This window comes from Streptomyces sp. Xyl84, from assembly GCF_059731885.1.
This window is the reverse complement of the sequence record NZ_AP029182.1, coordinates 3379741-3395499: the sequence shown is the minus strand read 5'-3', so window position 1 is coordinate 3395499 and position 15759 is coordinate 3379741. Positions and strand designations below refer to the sequence as shown.

At 66.5% G+C, this 15759-nt stretch carries 21 protein-coding genes and 1 tRNA gene; 16 read left to right on the top strand and 6 right to left on the bottom strand.

Annotation, left to right across the window (positions count from 1 at the left end; translation table 11 throughout):
• Nucleotides 1-75: 75 nt before the first annotated feature.
• The 4 genes from AC6I72_RS14675 to AC6I72_RS14660 all read left to right on the top strand — a co-directional run bounded on the left by AC6I72_RS14675 (nt 76) and on the right by AC6I72_RS14660 (nt 2050).
• The gene (locus AC6I72_RS14675; RefSeq protein WP_498001222.1) at nt 76-297 is read left to right on the top strand and encodes a hypothetical protein; all 222 of its coding nucleotides are present in this window, start codon (nt 76-78) and stop codon (nt 295-297) included.
• An 8-nt stretch (nt 298-305) separates the two neighbouring features.
• Nucleotides 306-1037: a GntR family transcriptional regulator gene (locus AC6I72_RS14670; RefSeq protein WP_498004694.1), complete on the top strand. Its 732-nt coding sequence runs from the start codon at nt 306-308 to the stop codon at nt 1035-1037.
• Nucleotides 1034-1315 carry a hypothetical protein gene (locus tag AC6I72_RS14665; RefSeq protein WP_498001221.1) on the top strand — a complete coding sequence of 94 codons (282 nt, stop codon included), beginning with the start codon at nt 1034-1036 and terminating at the stop codon, nt 1313-1315. The genes AC6I72_RS14670 and AC6I72_RS14665 overlap by 4 nt, the downstream gene beginning before the upstream one ends.
• A gap of 333 nt (nt 1316-1648) precedes the next feature.
• Nucleotides 1649-2050: a hypothetical protein gene (locus AC6I72_RS14660; RefSeq protein WP_498001219.1), complete on the top strand. Its 402-nt coding sequence runs from the start codon at nt 1649-1651 to the stop codon at nt 2048-2050.
• A 694-nt stretch (nt 2051-2744) separates the two neighbouring features.
• On the opposite strand, the gene AC6I72_RS14655 is transcribed toward AC6I72_RS14660, so the two are convergent.
• Complete coding sequence (locus tag AC6I72_RS14655) at nt 2745-3284, bottom strand: hypothetical protein (RefSeq protein WP_498001218.1); 540 nt, start codon at nt 3282-3284, stop codon at nt 2745-2747.
• Nucleotides 3285-3944: 660 nt separating this feature from the next.
• On the opposite strand from AC6I72_RS14655, the gene AC6I72_RS14650 reads away from it, so the two are divergent.
• The gene (locus AC6I72_RS14650) at nt 3945-4889 is read left to right on the top strand and encodes a hypothetical protein (RefSeq protein ID WP_498001216.1); all 945 of its coding nucleotides are present in this window, start codon (nt 3945-3947) and stop codon (nt 4887-4889) included.
• A gap of 325 nt (nt 4890-5214) precedes the next feature.
• Here AC6I72_RS14650 and AC6I72_RS14645 read toward each other — a convergent pair whose 3' ends face one another.
• The 4 genes from AC6I72_RS14645 to AC6I72_RS14630 form a co-directional block, all read right to left on the bottom strand.
• The gene (locus AC6I72_RS14645; RefSeq protein WP_498001215.1) at nt 5215-5958 is read right to left on the bottom strand and encodes a hypothetical protein; all 744 of its coding nucleotides are present in this window, start codon (nt 5956-5958) and stop codon (nt 5215-5217) included.
• Nucleotides 5959-6155: 197 nt separating this feature from the next.
• Nucleotides 6156-6764 carry a hypothetical protein gene (locus AC6I72_RS14640; protein WP_498001214.1) on the bottom strand — a complete coding sequence of 203 codons (609 nt, stop codon included), beginning with the start codon at nt 6762-6764 and terminating at the stop codon, nt 6156-6158.
• Between the two features lie 614 nt (nt 6765-7378).
• Nucleotides 7379-8128 carry a glycosyltransferase family 2 protein gene (locus AC6I72_RS14635; RefSeq protein ID WP_498001213.1) on the bottom strand — a complete coding sequence of 250 codons (750 nt, stop codon included), beginning with the start codon at nt 8126-8128 and terminating at the stop codon, nt 7379-7381.
• An 8-nt stretch (nt 8129-8136) separates the two neighbouring features.
• On the bottom strand, nt 8137-8925 hold the full coding sequence (locus AC6I72_RS14630) for a GntR family transcriptional regulator (protein WP_498001212.1): 789 nt from the start codon (nt 8923-8925) through the stop codon (nt 8137-8139).
• 158 nt (nt 8926-9083) lie between these two features.
• Here AC6I72_RS14630 and AC6I72_RS14625 point away from each other — a divergent pair, with 158 nt between their 5' ends.
• From AC6I72_RS14625 to AC6I72_RS14575, 11 genes are all read left to right on the top strand, one after another.
• Nucleotides 9084-9434, top strand: coding sequence for an SCO3933 family regulatory protein (locus tag AC6I72_RS14625; RefSeq protein ID WP_360966738.1), 351 nt, complete (start codon nt 9084-9086; stop codon nt 9432-9434).
• Nucleotides 9435-9436: 2 nt separating this feature from the next.
• Entirely contained in the window at nt 9437-10795 is a 1359-nt protein-coding gene (locus AC6I72_RS14620; protein ID WP_498001210.1) for an FtsK/SpoIIIE domain-containing protein, read from the top strand.
• A 27-nt stretch (nt 10796-10822) separates the two neighbouring features.
• Nucleotides 10823-11029 (top strand): hypothetical protein, encoded by a 207-nt coding sequence (locus AC6I72_RS14615; protein WP_360966744.1) that lies wholly within the window; start codon nt 10823-10825, stop codon nt 11027-11029.
• Nucleotides 11029-11724: a DUF2637 domain-containing protein gene (locus AC6I72_RS14610; protein WP_498001209.1), complete on the top strand. Its 696-nt coding sequence runs from the start codon at nt 11029-11031 to the stop codon at nt 11722-11724. The genes AC6I72_RS14615 and AC6I72_RS14610 overlap by 1 nt, the downstream gene beginning before the upstream one ends.
• 19 nt (nt 11725-11743) lie before the next feature.
• The gene (locus tag AC6I72_RS14605; protein WP_498001208.1) at nt 11744-11935 is read left to right on the top strand and encodes a mobile element transfer protein; all 192 of its coding nucleotides are present in this window, start codon (nt 11744-11746) and stop codon (nt 11933-11935) included.
• A gap of 15 nt (nt 11936-11950) precedes the next feature.
• Nucleotides 11951-12106 carry a hypothetical protein gene (locus tag AC6I72_RS14600; protein ID WP_366729448.1) on the top strand — a complete coding sequence of 52 codons (156 nt, stop codon included), beginning with the start codon at nt 11951-11953 and terminating at the stop codon, nt 12104-12106.
• A gap of 12 nt (nt 12107-12118) precedes the next feature.
• A complete protein-coding gene (locus AC6I72_RS14595) occupies nt 12119-12442 on the top strand; it encodes a SpdD-like protein (protein WP_498001206.1) in 324 nt (107 codons plus the stop codon).
• 156 nt (nt 12443-12598) lie between these two features.
• A complete protein-coding gene (locus AC6I72_RS14590; protein ID WP_498001205.1) occupies nt 12599-12841 on the top strand; it encodes a hypothetical protein in 243 nt (80 codons plus the stop codon).
• Nucleotides 12838-14229, top strand: a complete 1392-nt coding sequence (gene repSA / locus AC6I72_RS14585) for a replication initiator protein RepSA (RefSeq protein ID WP_498001204.1) — start codon at nt 12838-12840, stop codon at nt 14227-14229. Before AC6I72_RS14590 ends, repSA begins: the two co-directional genes overlap by 4 nt.
• A complete protein-coding gene (locus AC6I72_RS14580; RefSeq protein ID WP_498001203.1) occupies nt 14226-14411 on the top strand; it encodes a helix-turn-helix domain-containing protein in 186 nt (61 codons plus the stop codon). Before repSA ends, AC6I72_RS14580 begins: the two co-directional genes overlap by 4 nt.
• The gene (locus AC6I72_RS14575) at nt 14411-15580 is read left to right on the top strand and encodes a site-specific integrase (RefSeq protein ID WP_498001202.1); all 1170 of its coding nucleotides are present in this window, start codon (nt 14411-14413) and stop codon (nt 15578-15580) included. The genes AC6I72_RS14580 and AC6I72_RS14575 overlap by 1 nt, the downstream gene beginning before the upstream one ends.
• A gap of 96 nt (nt 15581-15676) precedes the next feature.
• Here AC6I72_RS14575 and AC6I72_RS14570 read toward each other — a convergent pair.
• A tRNA-Pro gene (locus AC6I72_RS14570) sits at nt 15677-15750 on the bottom strand.
• Nucleotides 15751-15759 lie beyond the last annotated feature (9 nt).

The window sequence follows — 15759 nt, the reverse complement described above, 5'->3', positions numbered from 1 at the left end:
AGTGATCTACGAGGCGTGTGACTGCCCGTGCCACGCGACGCCCCACAGAACCGCGTCGGTGGAGGTGGAGAGGTGATGGAACGCATGCCCACGGGCGCGATGGTCTCCCCGGTCGAGATCACTTCAGCGAGCGTGCAGCGCGGAGACCTTATCCAGGTCGGCGGCCGTCAGCGCCTGGTGATCGATCTCATCCAACTGCGCCAGGGCGCGAAGCAGCTCGTGTTCGAGTCGGGCGAACTGCTGACCATGCACTCACGGTCCCGGATGCTGGCCATGCGGATGATGAGAAGGTGGTGACCCGGCCCATGTCCTCTCGCCGAGACGCCATCGCCGACGACCTCCGAAGCCAGATCACCACCGGCCGCATCAAGGCCGGCGAACGCCTGCCCTCTGAACCCGACCTCGCCTCGCGCTACTCGGTCAGCTTGCCGACGCTGCGGAGTGCCCTGGCGGTCCTCCAAGGAGAGGGCCTGATCGAGAAGGTCCATGGCCGGGGGAACTTCGTCCGGTGTCCCCTCCGCAGGATCACGTACCTCGGGGGAGCGCAGTATCCCGATGCGGACACGCCTGCTGATCCGGCTCTGCCTGTCACCATCCGCACGGCCAAGATCCGGGCGCGGGGCCAACTGGCCGCCCTGATGAACGTACCGGCCAGAAGCCCGCTCACTGAGTTCATCTGTCTTGCCCAGGAGGGGGAGGCGCCCCACAGCCTGGCGCGTGTTTACGTGCCTCGGGACCTGGCGCCGGCCACCATGCCCGAAGAGTCGACCTCGCGATTCGGGGTGCCGGGGGACCTGGGCAATCGGCGCCCGCCACTGGCGGAGGTCCAGGAGAAGGTCAGGGTTCGCCTGCCGACACAGGAGGAGGCATCGATCCTTCGGATCGGCTCTGCCTGGGCCGTTCTCGCTATCACGCGGGTGAGCACCGACACCGCTGGACGCGTGGTCGAGGCCGCGTTCCTGGTGTTCCCCCGCGACCACGCCGACGCGGTCTTCACCACACGTCACCAGATCGACGACAGGGGGATGGAAGAGTGACCACACAAGACGGACTGCGGTTGCTGCCGTGGTCGGGCCTCGACGGCAAGCCCTGCTACCTCAGCAGCAGCGACCCCGAGAGTTATATGTCCCGCCTGGCGGACGACATCGAGTCAGTCCAACTCGACCTGGCAACTGCGCTGCTGGAACAGGCACACGATGTCCTTGAAGCCTCAGGCGCGGAGTCGGTGGAACTGCGGCTTTTGGCTGCAAGGCTGGCGGGAGCCTTGGGGGACGCGCTCCGAGTAGCGGCCAGCCGCGGCGACCGCCTGCGATGACTGCACGCGACGGCGAACTCGCCGGTGGGGGCTGACTTGCCGGTGCACTGATCCCCGCTCTCGCTGCCCAGCGGGCCTACAGAAGCTCACGGCTCTGACCAGATCAGATGCCGTGAGCTTCTGCCGTTGACGGTCGGCGTCGGTGACCGCACTGCCGGTCATATTGGCGGCATCGCAGCCTCGGAGGACTGTGCAGTTCATCGATGAGCGCTGTGGTTGCGGTACTTCGCTGCTGTACTGCTGGCGGGTGGACGAACCGGTCCCGCAAGAATCTCAGGGGGGCACATGCAATGGTCGACGCTTGTGGCGACATCTGTAGGCACAGTACTCGGTGTGATCGCCACCCTCGTTGCTGATCACGTCCGGTGGCGGCGCGATCGGCAGGAGCGGGATCGTGACACGCTGCGCATGACGTTCTCGGAGTACCTGGCAGCCCTTTCCACCGCCAGGGATGCATTCGCCCGGATGGAACCTTCCGGGGACCGTGTCGGCAGGGGGCACGTCGCGATCGGGGAGCACGGGGTGTACGCGGCACAGCAACATCTGGAACTGGTGGCCCAACGGACGCTCGTCGATAAGGCCGGCCGCGCCACCCTCAGCGTGCTCGACTTCCACGACACGGTGGTTGCTGGACACGCCCCAGACTCCTCGGAGTACGTCCAGGCCTGGCGAGCCGCCCGGCAGACCCGGACAGCCTTGATCGAGGAGATGAGGATTGCTCTACAGCGAACGTGAGACGCTGGGTAGAGCCGGACTCTCCGCTTGGGAAGCCGCGATCATTCGAGGACGGAATGGGGGCACCGACCTGAGCGAACAGTCGGGGAGTGGTCCCGGCGGGCTCGGCTGCTTTCACCGTGGTTCCTCGCTGTTCCCCGCCCGATCTGGTGCGCTTGTGGGTGCGGCGGAGTTCAGCGCTAGAGTCCGGGCGCTGGCTCGATGACGTCAGCCCAGACACGATCGCCCCATGGGCTGCCCTCAACACCGAGGCGTGCCGCGACGACATCGTCGAGGAAGTGTGCCTGGGCGACGCCTACCGTCTCGTGGGGCCACCACAGCGAGTCGCACTCGGTGCACAGCATGAAGCACGTCCCATCAGCCTTGAAGCGGTACGTCTGGACCCAGTCCTGCTCACAGCGCGGACAGGCACGTTTAGCGGACATGACCAGCACGGTATCCCGGGCAGAATGCGAACCTGCGACACCCGCTTTAGGAGTTCGATCCGAGCCCGCTTCGGCTGCTGTCGTCGATTGGTGCGACGGCCGGACAGAGGCGCTGGTGTACGCTCCCGTCCGGCTTCGTTGATGTCAGCCATGGATGTCAGGACGGAAGCTCGCCGGTGTCTGAGAGATCCTTTGCGTCAACTTCTCGATCACCTACGGGACGACACGCTGAGCGTCCTCGTATTGCAGCGCCCGCAATCGAGCCAGACTCACGTGCGCGGAGCTTCCCGCCAGAGACGCATGCATGTGGGGGAGTCCTTGATCACCCCGACCTCGGCGCCGAACGATCTCCCATCGGTGTGAGCGAACGTGAACTCAAAGCGCCTGTCTGCAGCGTTGGTCTCTGCCCGTTGTACAGAGAGAGCGTCCTCAGCGACCCCATAGTGGTCAACGATCCGAGCCTTCGCCTGAGCTAGAGCTACGTCCTCAGAGATGGACTCGCCCCAGGGGTCACCCTGGGATCGGTCGCGAAACTTGCCGTAGGTGTAGCGGATCGCTGCCGCGATGCCTGCGGCCTCTATGCCACCGAGTCCACCAGCGCTCATCTCCAACAGGAACTGAGAGAGCGATGACGAAGCGCCCCAGTTCAAGATGCCTTGCCGCGCGCTGATGTTGCTCATGAGCGGGTAGCGCGCTCCGGGCCGCCAAGTCAGGTCCTGCAGCTCTTTGATGACCTCGTCAGACGTCATTTCAAGGCTCTCGACGTTCAAGATCCAGACCTCACTGGGCTCGGCATCGAGTTGATCCAAGAGCTTCACTGTGAAATGCGCCGGGCCTACGTGCACTGCTGCTCCCGTTCGTTCTGGGGATGTTGTGAGCACCGTAGTTGCCCAGGCGATCAGGAGGGGCAAGTTTGTGAGAGAGCGCCCACAGCACCCTGCCGACCACTCACCCCCTACTCCCATCCCGTCCGTTGATGTCTGCTGGTCTGAACCTCAGCCCACGACAGTCAGCCACGATGGCGAGTACCTCGACCGATCAGGCGCGCGCGTGTCCTGCTGCAACCCCGCTGGCCTTGGCCACGCTATTGGGGGCATGTTGTCGACCACAGCAAGCTCCGACGGCCGGTGCGTGACGACGACACCAGAGGTCTCAGCTTGGGATGCTGCGATCGCTTGCGACCGGTTCGGAGGCTGACCTGAGCGAACGGTGGCGATACGGCCTCATCGTGTCGACTGCTTTCACCGTGGTTCCCCGCCGCTCCCCGCTCCATCTGGTGCGCTTGTGGTGCGGCCACGGCGCGCTGGCCGCCGAGCGCCAGAAGTCCCGGCCTCTCTGTGGATCGCGCCGGCGTCTGACGCATTGATCAACAGTGGTGCCAACAGCCTGGCCCACACGCCGCCGACGACTACAGAGAGCTGTACGGTAACTGGTCGCACGTGTAGCGCGGTTGTGGCTACTGTCCACACATGGACGAATCATTGACGACTGCAGGACTCCTTAGAGGAGCGAAGAAGTTCGCCCACTCGGCTATGGATGCCCATACCGAGGGCGACAGGGAGGTGTTCTTTCTCCACGCCGGAGTGAGCATTGAGAGGCTTGCCAAAGCGGTACTCGCAGATACAAGCCCGTTCCTGCTAATGGAGATGAAAGGGAACGATGAGACGCTGCTTCATCTAACGGGCGTTAGAGAGACGGCAAGGGTAAGGACTATCGGAGCTGCTCAATCAATTGATCGACTCAGAAAGATTGGATATCTATCATCCAAGGGTGACGATCTTGATGAACTGATAGAACTGAGAAATGGTGTCGCACACCTTGCCGAAGGTGGCCGCGGATCGTTCGACGGGCTTACGGCCTTCGCGCGGACAACAAAAGAGCTGCTAAGGCGCCTAACTGTCACCCATGAGGAATACTGGGGTGTATGGGAGACCATCATTGCGATAACGCTGAATAATGCATTGGAAAAGGCGCAACGTGACCTCGGGCGCCTCATCGAACAGGCTAGAGTGCGCCTGCATCAACGGATTCATAAGCTGCCGACAGCTGCGGCAGAGGCATATGTGCAAGCATTTACCATCCGAGTGCCGCGGGTCAACACGCGAAGTCGAGTTGTGCAAGTGAGCGTGCCGAAAAAGTGCCCCGCATGCAGCTACATGGGGCAGATCACGACCGGATTACCACCCTTGACGGGCGAGCGCCGACTCGGTGAAGCGTATCCGATTGCATTTGGTTGCCCAGTGTGCTCGCTCCGCCTTGAAACAGTCGACCTTCTATCGGTGGCTGACATGTATGAGCCTGTACGTCGCGTCGATCACGAAGGAAACCGTTATTTTCCAAGTGAGACTGAAGAATTCCTGTTGGCGATCGCCACGTCAGGTGGCCATGATAACTCCGATGGCGAGCACCTTTAGTTCGCGAGGCTCACTATCGAGCAAGACGAAGACGCGAATGGCCGTCGCCCGATGAAGCGCCCGCCGACGTGAGTTCCGAGGCAGTGCCGTGACTGTGGCCGGCCAGGCGACTGCGAACTGGGCCGACCTACTTGCAGGGGCTGCCATGGTCGCCGTGCCCGTTCGCGGTCGAGCATGCGGATGCAGGAGGAGGATTCGAACCTGCGATACCTGCTTTAGGAGTTCGCTCCGGGGCCGCCGTGGTTGGGGCCCACTTAGTGCACTGATGTCATGCAGGGCCGCCGATTGCCGCCGCCGTCCGTGGTTGTGCTCCAGCAGACGAGTTTCACGTCAGCCATGGTGGGGGTACGAAGCTCGCATTTGCTCCTTCGTACCAGCTCCATTCCAACTGGCGTCCGAACCCTCCAGCAGGAGCGCCAGAGGTGAGCAAAGCACCACCTTCCGGCACGGCATCGACTACACGCCGTTTTCCCGCCTGGACGACCTCGATTTTCAACCACCATGAGCACCGGACACTCTCCGCTCGCCCGGTGATCAGCAGAGACTGTGACTCTCCAGGGGAGAGCGTGATGACGTTTTCATCGAAGTATGGGCGATTACCGGACCGTGTCAGGCGCTCGATCGAGTCCTCATAGGCGGCCTCCCAAGCTTCGGGAATGGACTCGTCGAGGAGGAAGTCCAAGACGATAGCTCCCGCCGCACCCGCAGGCGGGTACCTAACCCATGCAGCGCTGAAGGGCTCGCCTACCTCCTCCTTGTGGACTTTGATGTTGGTAATCGTGAGTGGTTGCTCGGTCCTGTTCTCTGCCAACAGCTTGACTGTCGTTGCTTTGAAGTCAGCAGCGCCCCGTTGTCGCAGCAGCCTGTACATGGGTACGTAAGTGCGCTTGTCCTGGGGTACGTGCTGGGGCAACGCATGGTCTGACGGCAGAGCCATCTCCCAGGCCTTGGGCACGAGTACCTCTCCCGTGACAGCTAGTGGATCACCGCGTTTCACCCAGCGTCGAAGGCAGACGCCAACACCGATGATCAGTGCAACGGCCAACGAACCAATAATGCCTTGGATCACGGAAGCGCTCCTCAGGGCCAGCCCCTCGGCGCACCTTATGCCGCTATGGGCGAGGCTAGGGTTGACGGCTGCGGCTAGTCTGTCACCGTCGGCCATTCTGGCCGTCTGCGGAGATCCAAATCCGACCGCTGCTGTCTGGACTTATTGATGTAAAACGTTGGTGTCAGACGTCGACCTTAGGCTGACAGGCTGGTCGGTCAGCTTTCCTGGTCCTGAGACGAGGGGATAGGGCGGACCCCGGGTTCAAAGCCCTCTGCCCACACGCGTGTGCATGAGGGCATCCCAGCGATGGCACCTACCGTGGCACCGAACTTTCGGCCGTCCTCGTGCGTGAACTCAAGATCGTACCGTTGAGCCTCCGCGTCAACACTTGACCGCACGACAGTAAGTTTTTCGACTTCCACGTCGTAGTGCCGACGAATGCGATCTTGCGCAAGCTCGAGCGCTTGGTCGGATGAGGGCATAGACCTCCATGACTCACCCTCCGCGCGACCTTTCAGCTTCTCGTAGACATTCTTGATCGCTGCTGTGATCGCTACCGCTCCGACGCCTCCGGCCACGTTCGATGAGACCTGCAAAACGATCTCGGAGTAAGATCCTGCCGCGCCCCAGCTGTGCTTGCCGGTTCGTGCGGACACAGTGTGGTTGTTACGGTCACCATCAGCCCAGGCAATCGCATCGAGTTCGTCGATGACTTCCTCCGTGAACATGTCAAGCTGATCGAGTCCTAGCTCCCAGACCTCGTACGGGTAGTAGATAGGGTGAGCCACTAGCGCCACAGAGATGCGGGACTCCTGAGCTCTCATTTCTTCCTCCGTGCCGTCCGACTGAACTAGATGCTGACATGGAGCCCGGCTGCTGCGCAGGTGACCTCGCATATGGTTCTGGACGCGCGTCAGGCCGCCAAGAGCCGTGAGTGCTGCCTCCGTGTGGTCGCCGCACGTGCATCTCTCATCAACCCACGACCTTCCCAGCTCCCATCCCGTCCGCCGTCGACCCACACACCGTGGAGCGGGCGTGGTCCCTGGCGTCCAGGTGGAGCGCGCCACTGTACGAACGACCTGGACGCCAGGGGCCGCGTCTGCTCGGCTCTGCCTGGGTCGACGGCGGACGGGATGGGAGCACCCCGCGCACGCCGCTACGGACCCGAGGGCGGCAACGGCGTCCCTTCCAACCCGGTGTCGGCCGATCCCCCGCCGGAGGCAGCGTTCTGACCATGACGGCTCGTATGCGGCAGTCAACTCGTGGCCTTCGGCTCGTTGATATGCGCGCGGCACGGGCGCCGGCCGGGCTGGAGCGGGACGGAGACAGGAGCGCAGGCCCGGCCGGGGGTCGGGCCGCGCGCGGTGAGCGGAGCGAGCCGCCTTGATGAAGTAGGGAAACTCTTACCGCATCTGCCACTTGTGGCTCTCGGGTCGCCTCACAGGTGCCAGGTGCTGAGCTTCGTCAACGCTTCGGCGCGGTTTTCGATGACCTTCATTCGGGCTAGCCGTTCGGCTTCGTGGTGGTGGGCGTCCTGGGCTGTGGTCTGGCCGGGCCACTTGCGGTAGAGGAGTCCGCACTCCTCGATGAACCATCCGGTGCTGACAGCGTTCAGGGCCATCAAGAGGCCGGTGTCCTCCGAAGACGGCAACGCCATCCAACCGCCCAACGCAGTCACGAGGTCGCGTCGCGCGCACAACGTCGCCGGGTGCACCTGTGCCCTGTAGTTGTGCGTCCGCCACCGTTCGAGGACGGCGCCCTGAGCAATCGGCCCGGCTGGTGGGTCGCCCTCGAAACCGACGGTTGAGCCGTCCGGGAGTAGGTCCAGGACGCGTGACGTCGTCCAGGCGATGCCGCTCTGCTCGGTCAGGACGGTGATGTCACGGAGCAGTGCCCCGGGGGTGAGCTTGTCATCGGCGTCCAGGACCTTGACCAGGTCGCCGCGGGCTCGGGCCAGGGCCATCGTGCGGGCCATGCCGGCGCGGCCGTTCCGTCCCTGGTCGAAGGTGATGCGGGAGTCGTCGGGGACATGCGGGCGTACGTCGTCCGTTTCGCCGTCCTCCTGGATGAGCCATTCCCAGTCCCAACCGGGGGGCATCTCCTGCTGGGTGAGCGACGAGTAGGCGTCGGCGAGATACGGTGCGGCCGGTCCGTGTACGGGCGTGATCACCGAGACAAGGCGCGTCATGCGACCGTTCACCACCTTTCCAGGGGGGTCACGCACTTCACGGCGTAGCGGTCGCCGGGCAGTACGACGTCTGCCACCTCCACGATCCGGCCGTTGGTGTCGTAGAGGGTCTTTCGGACGTCCATGACGGCGACGCCGGGCATGAGGCCGAGTTCTTCGACCTCGTCGGATGTCGGGGGACGGGCGGTCACGACCTCCTCGACCCGGTCGACCTCGACGCCCACGGTGTGCAGCTGGTTCATGGTGCCGCCGGGCCACGGCTCCTGTGCCTCGTCGAGGAGATCCGGGTTCTTCTCGGCGAGCGCGTACGGGATGTACGAGCGGGCCACGTTCAGCGGCTCGTCCTCGTTCACGCTGCGGGTGCGATACGTCCGCCTGAGTACGGCGGTGCCTGGCTCGACCTCCAGAGCCGCGGCTAGGGCCTCCGGGGCCTCGATCCGCTCGTACTCGGCGTTGAACGCCAACTGGGCGATGGTGAGGCCGGTGTCCCGCTCGGTGGCGCCGGTGGTGCTGCGTTCCTTCAGGTCGGCGCGGGCGCGGTCCTTCTCCCACTGATGACGGAGGTTGCTCCGTTCGGCGCGCTGGCGCTGCTTGCGTACGAAGTTGCCGAGACCGTGCCTCTTCTCGATCAGCCCCTCGGTCTGGAGCGCGCTCAGTGCCTGTCGCAGCGTGGGCAGGCTGACCTTGTACTCCGTGACCAGGGTCGTTTCCGCCGGTAGCCGGTCTCCGGGGGTGTACTCGCCGGACTCGATCCGGCGGCGCAAATCCTCCGAAACCTTCTCGTATCGCTTCGCCATCTGCGGCCTCCTTGCTTCGACACACAGTCTAAGTCCTCTTGAGGACTTGACGAGTGGTCGGGGACTCTGCATAGTCATAGCAACTCCTAAAGAGGAGTTGAGGACAACAGCTCTGTAAGTACTGGCTGAGTCAGCCCGTGTGAAAGCGAGATCCCCTGATGCGTCAGATCCCCGTCGACACCTCCGACGCCACGGCGATGGTTGCGCAGGCCCCGGAGCGGAAGATCCGTGACCGGCGTACCGGTGAGGTCGCCACCGACGCCGAGACCGGCGCGACGCTCATGACCGTGAGCGTGATGTTCGCCCTCCACGGTGACGTCGAGATCCTGAACGTCACCGTCCCCGAGACCGGCATCTCCGGTGAGCTGCCGATGGGCACGCCGGTCGCGCTCACGGGCCTGGTCGCCCGGCCGTGGGAGAACGAGTTCAACGGCCAGAAGCGCCACGGGATCGCCTTCCGCGCGGTCGCCGTGACCTCGCTGACCGCTGCGGCGTCGCAGGCGGCCTGATCATGATCCGCTTCGTGGTCGCTCTCGTGCTGGTCGTCGCCACCGTGGGTCTCCTGCGGTGGCGGCGTCCCGCCTGGTATTGGCTGACCTTCGGGGTCACCTTCGCCATCGTGCGGGTCCTGTTTCGCTACGCCTCGGTCATGGACGCTTGCGGCCTGACGGTCCCGCCGTCGCGCTGGCGCTTAGCCCTGGCCCGGGTGGCCAACCGGCCCGTTCCCGGCCCCCGCGCTCCCCGCATCCTCCGGGTGCGGCCGACTCGGACCGGCCTGGTGCTGCGGCTCAAGCTCAGGGCCGGGCAGGACGCCTTCGACGTCGCTGCCTCCTGTGACCGGCTGCGGCACTCGTTCGCCATGTACGGGGTCACCTCGCGTGAGCTGCGCTCGGGCGTGGTCGAGATCCGGATGACCGGCTACGACGTGCTCAAGCGGGTGCAGATGCCGGCCAAGACCGGCACCCGGCCGATGCGGGTTCCGGTCGCCCTGCGGGAGGACGGCTCGGTCCACTACCGCGACTATCGGTCGATACCGCACGCTCTGACCCTCGGCGCCACGGAGTCCGGCAAGTCCGTCTACCAGCGCAACCTGGTGGCCGCGCTCGCTTCGCAACGGGTCGCCCTGGTCGGCATCGACTGCAAGCAAGGGGTGGAGCTGTTCCCGCTGGCTCGCCGGTTCTCCGCGCTCGCCGACAACCCCGACAGCGCCGCTGAACTCCTCGATGCCCTTGTGGCCCGGATGGAAGGCGTCTATCAGCTCATCCGCGCCGAGCAGCGGATCACCGCTGACGTGCCGGATGCGGAGATCGCCGCCGACATCTGGAGCCTGCCGGAAGACCTGCGGCCGGTCCCGATCGTCGTCCTGGTCGACGAGGTCGCCGAACTCGCGTTGTTCGCGAACAAGGAACAGGAAAAGCGCCGGGACCGGATCATCACTGCCCTGGTCCGCCTCGCCCAGCTCGGCCGCGCGGCCGGCATCTATCTGGAGATCTGCGGGCAGCGCTTCGGCTCCGAACTCGGCAAGGGCATCACCATGCTCCGCGCCCAGCTCACCGGCCGCACCGCCCACCGCGTCAACGACGAGACCAGCGCGAACATGGCCTTCGGCGACATCGCCCCGGACGCCGTCCTGGCCGCGATCCAGATCCCCACCGACCTGCCCGGCATCGCCGTCACCGGCGATTCGACCGGCGGATGGGCTCGCATCCGCGCCCCGCACACCTCGCTCCGCCAGGCCGTGAACACCTGCAACCGGCACGCCCACCTGACCCCGGACCTGCCCGAACTCGACCCGTTCCGGCCCGTCCTGGCCGGCGCCCCCGCGGCGGCCCCGGTGCCGCTGTCCAAGACGGCTCCTGCCACAGCCTGACCACGCCCGTAGAAGGGAGATCCCACCGTGTGCCCCGACTGCGACGACTTCGCCCGGACCGTGCTCCTCCTCGGGCAACTCGCCCTGTACGCCGACATGACCGGCGCCGACCTCGACTTCGTGGAAGCCGTCAGCCCCTCCCTGGCCGCCTCGCTGCCCGAGCCGCCGCCCGACACCTTCTCGCCCGGCTACGACCCGAGCGACGGCCCGGACTACCCCGGCGGGGACATCTGATGGCCCGCTCCGCCCCGCGCGTCGACGCGGTCCTCGTCCAGGCCGTCATCGCCGGTGCCCTGTCCTTCGCCCACCTGCACGACCTCGCCTCCGCGGCTGGACAGGACGGCTGGAAGGCCTGGGCCTACCCGGTCAGTGTCGACCTGCTCCTGGTCGCCGCTTGGCGCCGACTCCGCTCCGACGGACCGTCCCGGCTGGCCTGGTGCTGGTTCGTGGTCGCCCTGTTCGCCTCGCTCGGGGCCAACGTCGCCACCGCCGGGTTCCTCGACCTGGCCGACCCGCCCGCCCTGCTCCGCCTCGGCATCGCCGGATGGCCCGCCGTCGCCTTCCTCGGCGGCACGCTTCTCGCCCACTCGGCCGGTGATCAGGCGCCCGTACCGCCAGCCGCCGCTGCCCCGGAATCGGCTCCCGAGACACAGCCCGAGACCGAGCCGAAACCGGCCGCCATCGCCGAGCCGGAACCAGCCCCGGTCGTCCCCGTCGCCAACGAGCCTTCCCCGATCGCCCCGGCCGCCGACCCGGCCCCGGCATCCCGCCCGGCCCTGCCGGTCCCGGCCGCGCTCGTCGACCACGCCCGGAAGGTCGCCGCCGACCACCAGGCCCGGACCGGTGCCCAGATCGACACCGACACCCTCCGCGCCCGCCTCGGCGTCCCGGCCCAGCTCGCCGACACCATCGCCGCCCACCTCGCCTGACACACAAGGAGAACGGCCCATGCCTGCCCGCTACTTCTTCCACTCCGTGATGCGAATCGGCCCGGTCCAGATCGGCACCCACCGCGACCGCTTCGGCGAGACCAAGCACGCGGCCGTGTGCACCAACGAAGGCTGCGGCTGGTCCTCGGACTACTCCAGCCGTTCCGCCGCCCAGCTCGCCGCCCGCACCCACCGCTGCCGCGCCTACTGACCGGAGGTCACAGCCATGGAGGTTCCCCTCTGGCTCGCCCTGCTCGTCGTCGGCTACCTCGGTATCAAGCTCTTCCGGCCGCCCGCCTGGCTGATCGCCCTGCTTCTGCTCGGCGGCTTCCTCCTCGCCGACAGCACGATTGCCCCCGCCATCAACGGCCTCATCAAGTAGAGGAGTCCGCATATGTTCCGCCCGAAGATCCCCACCATGCCGACCCCGACCGGCATCGTCACCACGCACGCCATCATCGAGCCGACCGCCATCACCCCGGCCGCGGCTCAGTTCCCGCCGCCGGCCCTCGTCGCCCCGGTGGCACCGTCCCGCCCGGTCGTCCAGCTCACCCCCGGCAACGCGCTCGCCCTCGTCGGCGGCGGCACCGCCGTGGTCCTGGTCGTCGGCGCGGTCCTGGTCTCCATGCTGCTGGCCGTGGCCATAACCGGCGTCTCCGTCGCCGTGTGCGCTGTGGTTCTGCGCTCGCTGATCGGCATGCACCGCACGCGTCGCTGAGCGGCCCCCGGGGCGGCCTCTACCGCCAAGTGTCGTCCGCCCCGGGTGCCTTCCCATCTTCCAGATCCAAGGGACCCGAAAGGGAAGCTCCATGATGCCCGACTTCACCCCGGCGCCGTGCCGGAACGTCCTCGTCCGTCCCGGGGCGGTGATCGCGTGAAGACCATCACCACCTCGGCCCACCTGGAGCCGGACACCACCTTCAGGGTGAACGTGTTCGACAGCACGCCGGATGGTGGCAGCTTCGTCAGCCTCCGTGTCGGCGGCGAGCAGGTCGACATCGCGCTCCTCGCCCGACCGGGTACCGCCGGCGCCCTGCGCGCCCTCGCCCGTGCCGCCGAGGAAGCCGCCTCCGCGCTCGACCTGATCGCCGAATCCGCCTCGGGCGGTGCCGAGTGACCGACACCGCGACCTTCGCGGGCCTGGACCCGATCACCCTGGGAGACCTCCTCCGGGTGGCCGGGTCCCCCGGCTTCGATCGTTGGGAAGAGCAGGTCCGCCGTACCGGTGGCTGCGCCGACCCGATCCACCTGCGCGGCTGGGTGCTCCACAAGGACAAGACCACCGGCCAGACCCTGCACCACTACTCGACCGAGGGAGAACCGGGCGGACGGCTCCGCGTCGCCTGCGGCAACCGCCGGGCCTCCCGCTGCCCCTCCTGCGCGTGGACGTACGCCGGCGACACCTACCACCTCATCCGGGCGGGCCTGGCCGGTGACGACCGCCGAGACATCCCCGGCACCGTCCGCGACCACCCCCGCGTCTTCGCCACCCTCACCGCCCCCTCGTTCGGCCCGGTCCACAACCGGCCCGACCGTGGCGTCTGCCGCTGCGGCACCGGCCACCCGGCCGATGACCCGGACCTCGGCACCGCCCTCGACCCGGAGACGTACGACTACGCGGGCGCCGTGCTGTTCAACAACCATGCCGGACAGCTTTGGCAGCGCTTCACCAACCGGCTCCGCCGCGAGATCGCCGCCCGCGCCGGCCTCACCCAACGGGAGCTGAAGGAACGCGCCCGGCTGTCGTACGGCAAGGTGGCGGAGTTCCAGAAACGCGGTGCCGTGCACTTCCACGCCGTGATCCGCATCGACGGACCCGAGGGGCCGGACACGCCGCCGCCGTCCTGGGCCACGGTCGACCTCCTCACCGACTCGATCCGCGCGGCCGCCGCGCACTCCTACACCTCGGTGTCAGTCCCGGCCGCCGACGAGCAGCCCGCCCGCACCTTCCGCTGGGGCGCCCAGCTCGACGTACGGCCCATCAAGGCGTTCGGGGACGGCTCTGACCTGACCGAACAGGCCGTTGCCTCCTACGTCGCGAAGTACGCCACGAAGGCGGCGGAGAACACCGGGACGCTCGATCGGCGCATCGGTGAGATGTCCGAACTCGACCGCCACGGCGTACCCGACCACACCCGCCGCCTCGTCGCCGCGTGCAAGCTCCTCGACCCGCTCTACCCGGACCGGCGGCTCTGGGCCTGGGCTCACATGCTCGGCTTTCGCGGCCACTTCTCCTCGAAGTCCCGCCGCTACTCGACCACCCTCGGTGCCCTCCGCCAGGCACGCGCCGACTACCGCGCCGCGCAGGAACACGCCGCCCTCGGCCTGGACGCCGCCGAGCCGGACACCGTGCTCGTCCTCGCCGACTGGCAGTACGCCGGCCACGGCCACACCCCCGGCGAATCCGCACTCGCAGCGTCCATCGCCCGTGACCTCCAGCTCAACCGCGAAACCGCTCGTGAGGTTCTACGCGATCAACTGGCCCAGGAAGGAGCCGCAGCATGACCACCGCCCCGGAACTGCTGACCGTGCCGGAAGTCATGGCCCGGCTCAAGGTCGGACGGTCCAAGGTCTACGACCTGATCCGCACGCACCGGATCGCCTCCATCAAGATCGATGGAGCACGGCGGGTGCCCGCTGACGCGGTACGCGAGTTCGTCCAGGGCCAACTGGAAGAGGCGGCGTGATGACCAAGCGTCGGAGTCGTGGGGACGGCGGCCTGCACTGGGACGAGAAGCGGCAACGGTGGATCGCTACGGCCAACCTCGGGTTCGATCCGAGCGGCAAGCGGATCGTGAAGCGGGGGAGCGGCAAGACCAAGACGGAGGCGAAGAACAAGCTCAAGGAGGTGTTGCGGGACCACGAAGACGGGCTTGCCATCGCGCCCACCAACTACACGGTGAAGGACGCCGTGACGGACTGGCTGGCGTACGGCCTGGCAGGTCTCGATCCCAGCACCGTCGAGACCGTGACCCTCCTGAGTGAGAAGCACGTGATCTCTTCGCTCGGCGCGCGCAAGCTGCGAGAGCTTAGTGCTGAGGACGTGGATCGCTGGCTGGCTACCAAAGCGAAGACGCTCAGCACGCGCACGCTCCAGGGAATCCACTCCTGCCTCAACCGCGCGGTCAAGCGGGCCATGGCGCGGGACAAGGTGAAGCGCAATGTCGTCGAGCTGTGCTCGGTGCCTCAAGGGCAGGCGGGGCGTCCCTCCAAGGCGCTCACGTTCGCTCAGGCGGAAGCCGTGCTCAAGGGTGCGGAGGGAACCTCGATGTACGCGTACATCGTCGTGGCCCTGCTGACCGGGGCGCGCACCGAGGAACTGCGGGCACTCACCTGGGACCACGTCTTCCTGAAGGGCCGGCCGGACCTCGACCCGCCGCAGCCTCCGCACATCGCCGTGTGGCGGTCGGTACGCAGGAGCGGGGACACAAAGACCCGGAAGTCCCGGCGCACGCTCGCTCTGCCGGCGCGCTGTGTCGATGCCCTCTGGCAGCAGTTCGAAGATCAGGGGTGGGATCGGCTCGCCGCTGGTGACGACTGGGAGGAACACGGTCTCGTCTTCTCCTCGGCCGTGGGCAAGCCGCTCGACGCTGCCAACGTTCGCCGTGCCTTCCGCCAGGCGCTCAAGGGCATCGACGGGATCAACGCCGAAGAGTGGACGCCGAGGGAGCTGCGGCACAGCTTCGTGTCCCTGCTGTCCGACCGTGGTGTCCCGCTGGAAGAGATCTCCCGGCTCGTCGGACACTCCGGGACCGCCGTGACCGAGGAGGTCTACAGGAAGCAGATCCGGCCCGTGATCCAGACCGGTGCAGTGGTCATGGACGGCATCTTCGGTATGCAGGAGCGGCGGTCGTAGACACGCGAAAGCGGTAGTCACGCAGATAAACACGCACGCAAAAACAAGAGGACCACCTCCCAACGTTGGGAGGTGGTCCACCTGCTATTTCGGCTGTCGGGGTGGCGGGATTTGAACCCACGACCTCTTCGTCCCGAACGAAGCGCGCTGCCAAGCTGCGCTACACCCCGATGTCACTG

Coding starts and splice junctions, on each gene's coding strand:
- AC6I72_RS14670 (WP_498004694.1), top strand. CDS start 306: ATGTCCTCTCGCCGAGACGCCATCGCCGACGACCTCCGAAGCCAGATC.
- AC6I72_RS14650 (WP_498001216.1), top strand. CDS start 3,945: ATGGACGAATCATTGACGACTGCAGGACTCCTTAGAGGAGCGAAGAAG.
- AC6I72_RS14610 (WP_498001209.1), top strand. CDS start 11,029: ATGGCCCGCTCCGCCCCGCGCGTCGACGCGGTCCTCGTCCAGGCCGTC.
- AC6I72_RS14605 (WP_498001208.1), top strand. CDS start 11,744: ATGCCTGCCCGCTACTTCTTCCACTCCGTGATGCGAATCGGCCCGGTC.
- AC6I72_RS14580 (WP_498001203.1), top strand. CDS start 14,226: ATGACCACCGCCCCGGAACTGCTGACCGTGCCGGAAGTCATGGCCCGG.
- AC6I72_RS14635 (WP_498001213.1), bottom strand. CDS start 8,128: ATGACGCGCCTTGTCTCGGTGATCACGCCCGTACACGGACCGGCCGCA.
- AC6I72_RS14640 (WP_498001214.1), bottom strand. CDS start 6,764: ATGAGAGCTCAGGAGTCCCGCATCTCTGTGGCGCTAGTGGCTCACCCT.
- AC6I72_RS14620 (WP_498001210.1), top strand. CDS start 9,437: ATGATCCGCTTCGTGGTCGCTCTCGTGCTGGTCGTCGCCACCGTGGGT.
- AC6I72_RS14630 (WP_498001212.1), bottom strand. CDS start 8,925: ATGGCGAAGCGATACGAGAAGGTTTCGGAGGATTTGCGCCGCCGGATC.
- AC6I72_RS14625 (WP_360966738.1), top strand. CDS start 9,084: ATGCGTCAGATCCCCGTCGACACCTCCGACGCCACGGCGATGGTTGCG.
- AC6I72_RS14675 (WP_498001222.1), top strand. CDS start 76: ATGGAACGCATGCCCACGGGCGCGATGGTCTCCCCGGTCGAGATCACT.
- AC6I72_RS14575 (WP_498001202.1), top strand. CDS start 14,411: ATGACCAAGCGTCGGAGTCGTGGGGACGGCGGCCTGCACTGGGACGAG.
- AC6I72_RS14600 (WP_366729448.1), top strand. CDS start 11,951: ATGGAGGTTCCCCTCTGGCTCGCCCTGCTCGTCGTCGGCTACCTCGGT.
- AC6I72_RS14595 (WP_498001206.1), top strand. CDS start 12,119: ATGTTCCGCCCGAAGATCCCCACCATGCCGACCCCGACCGGCATCGTC.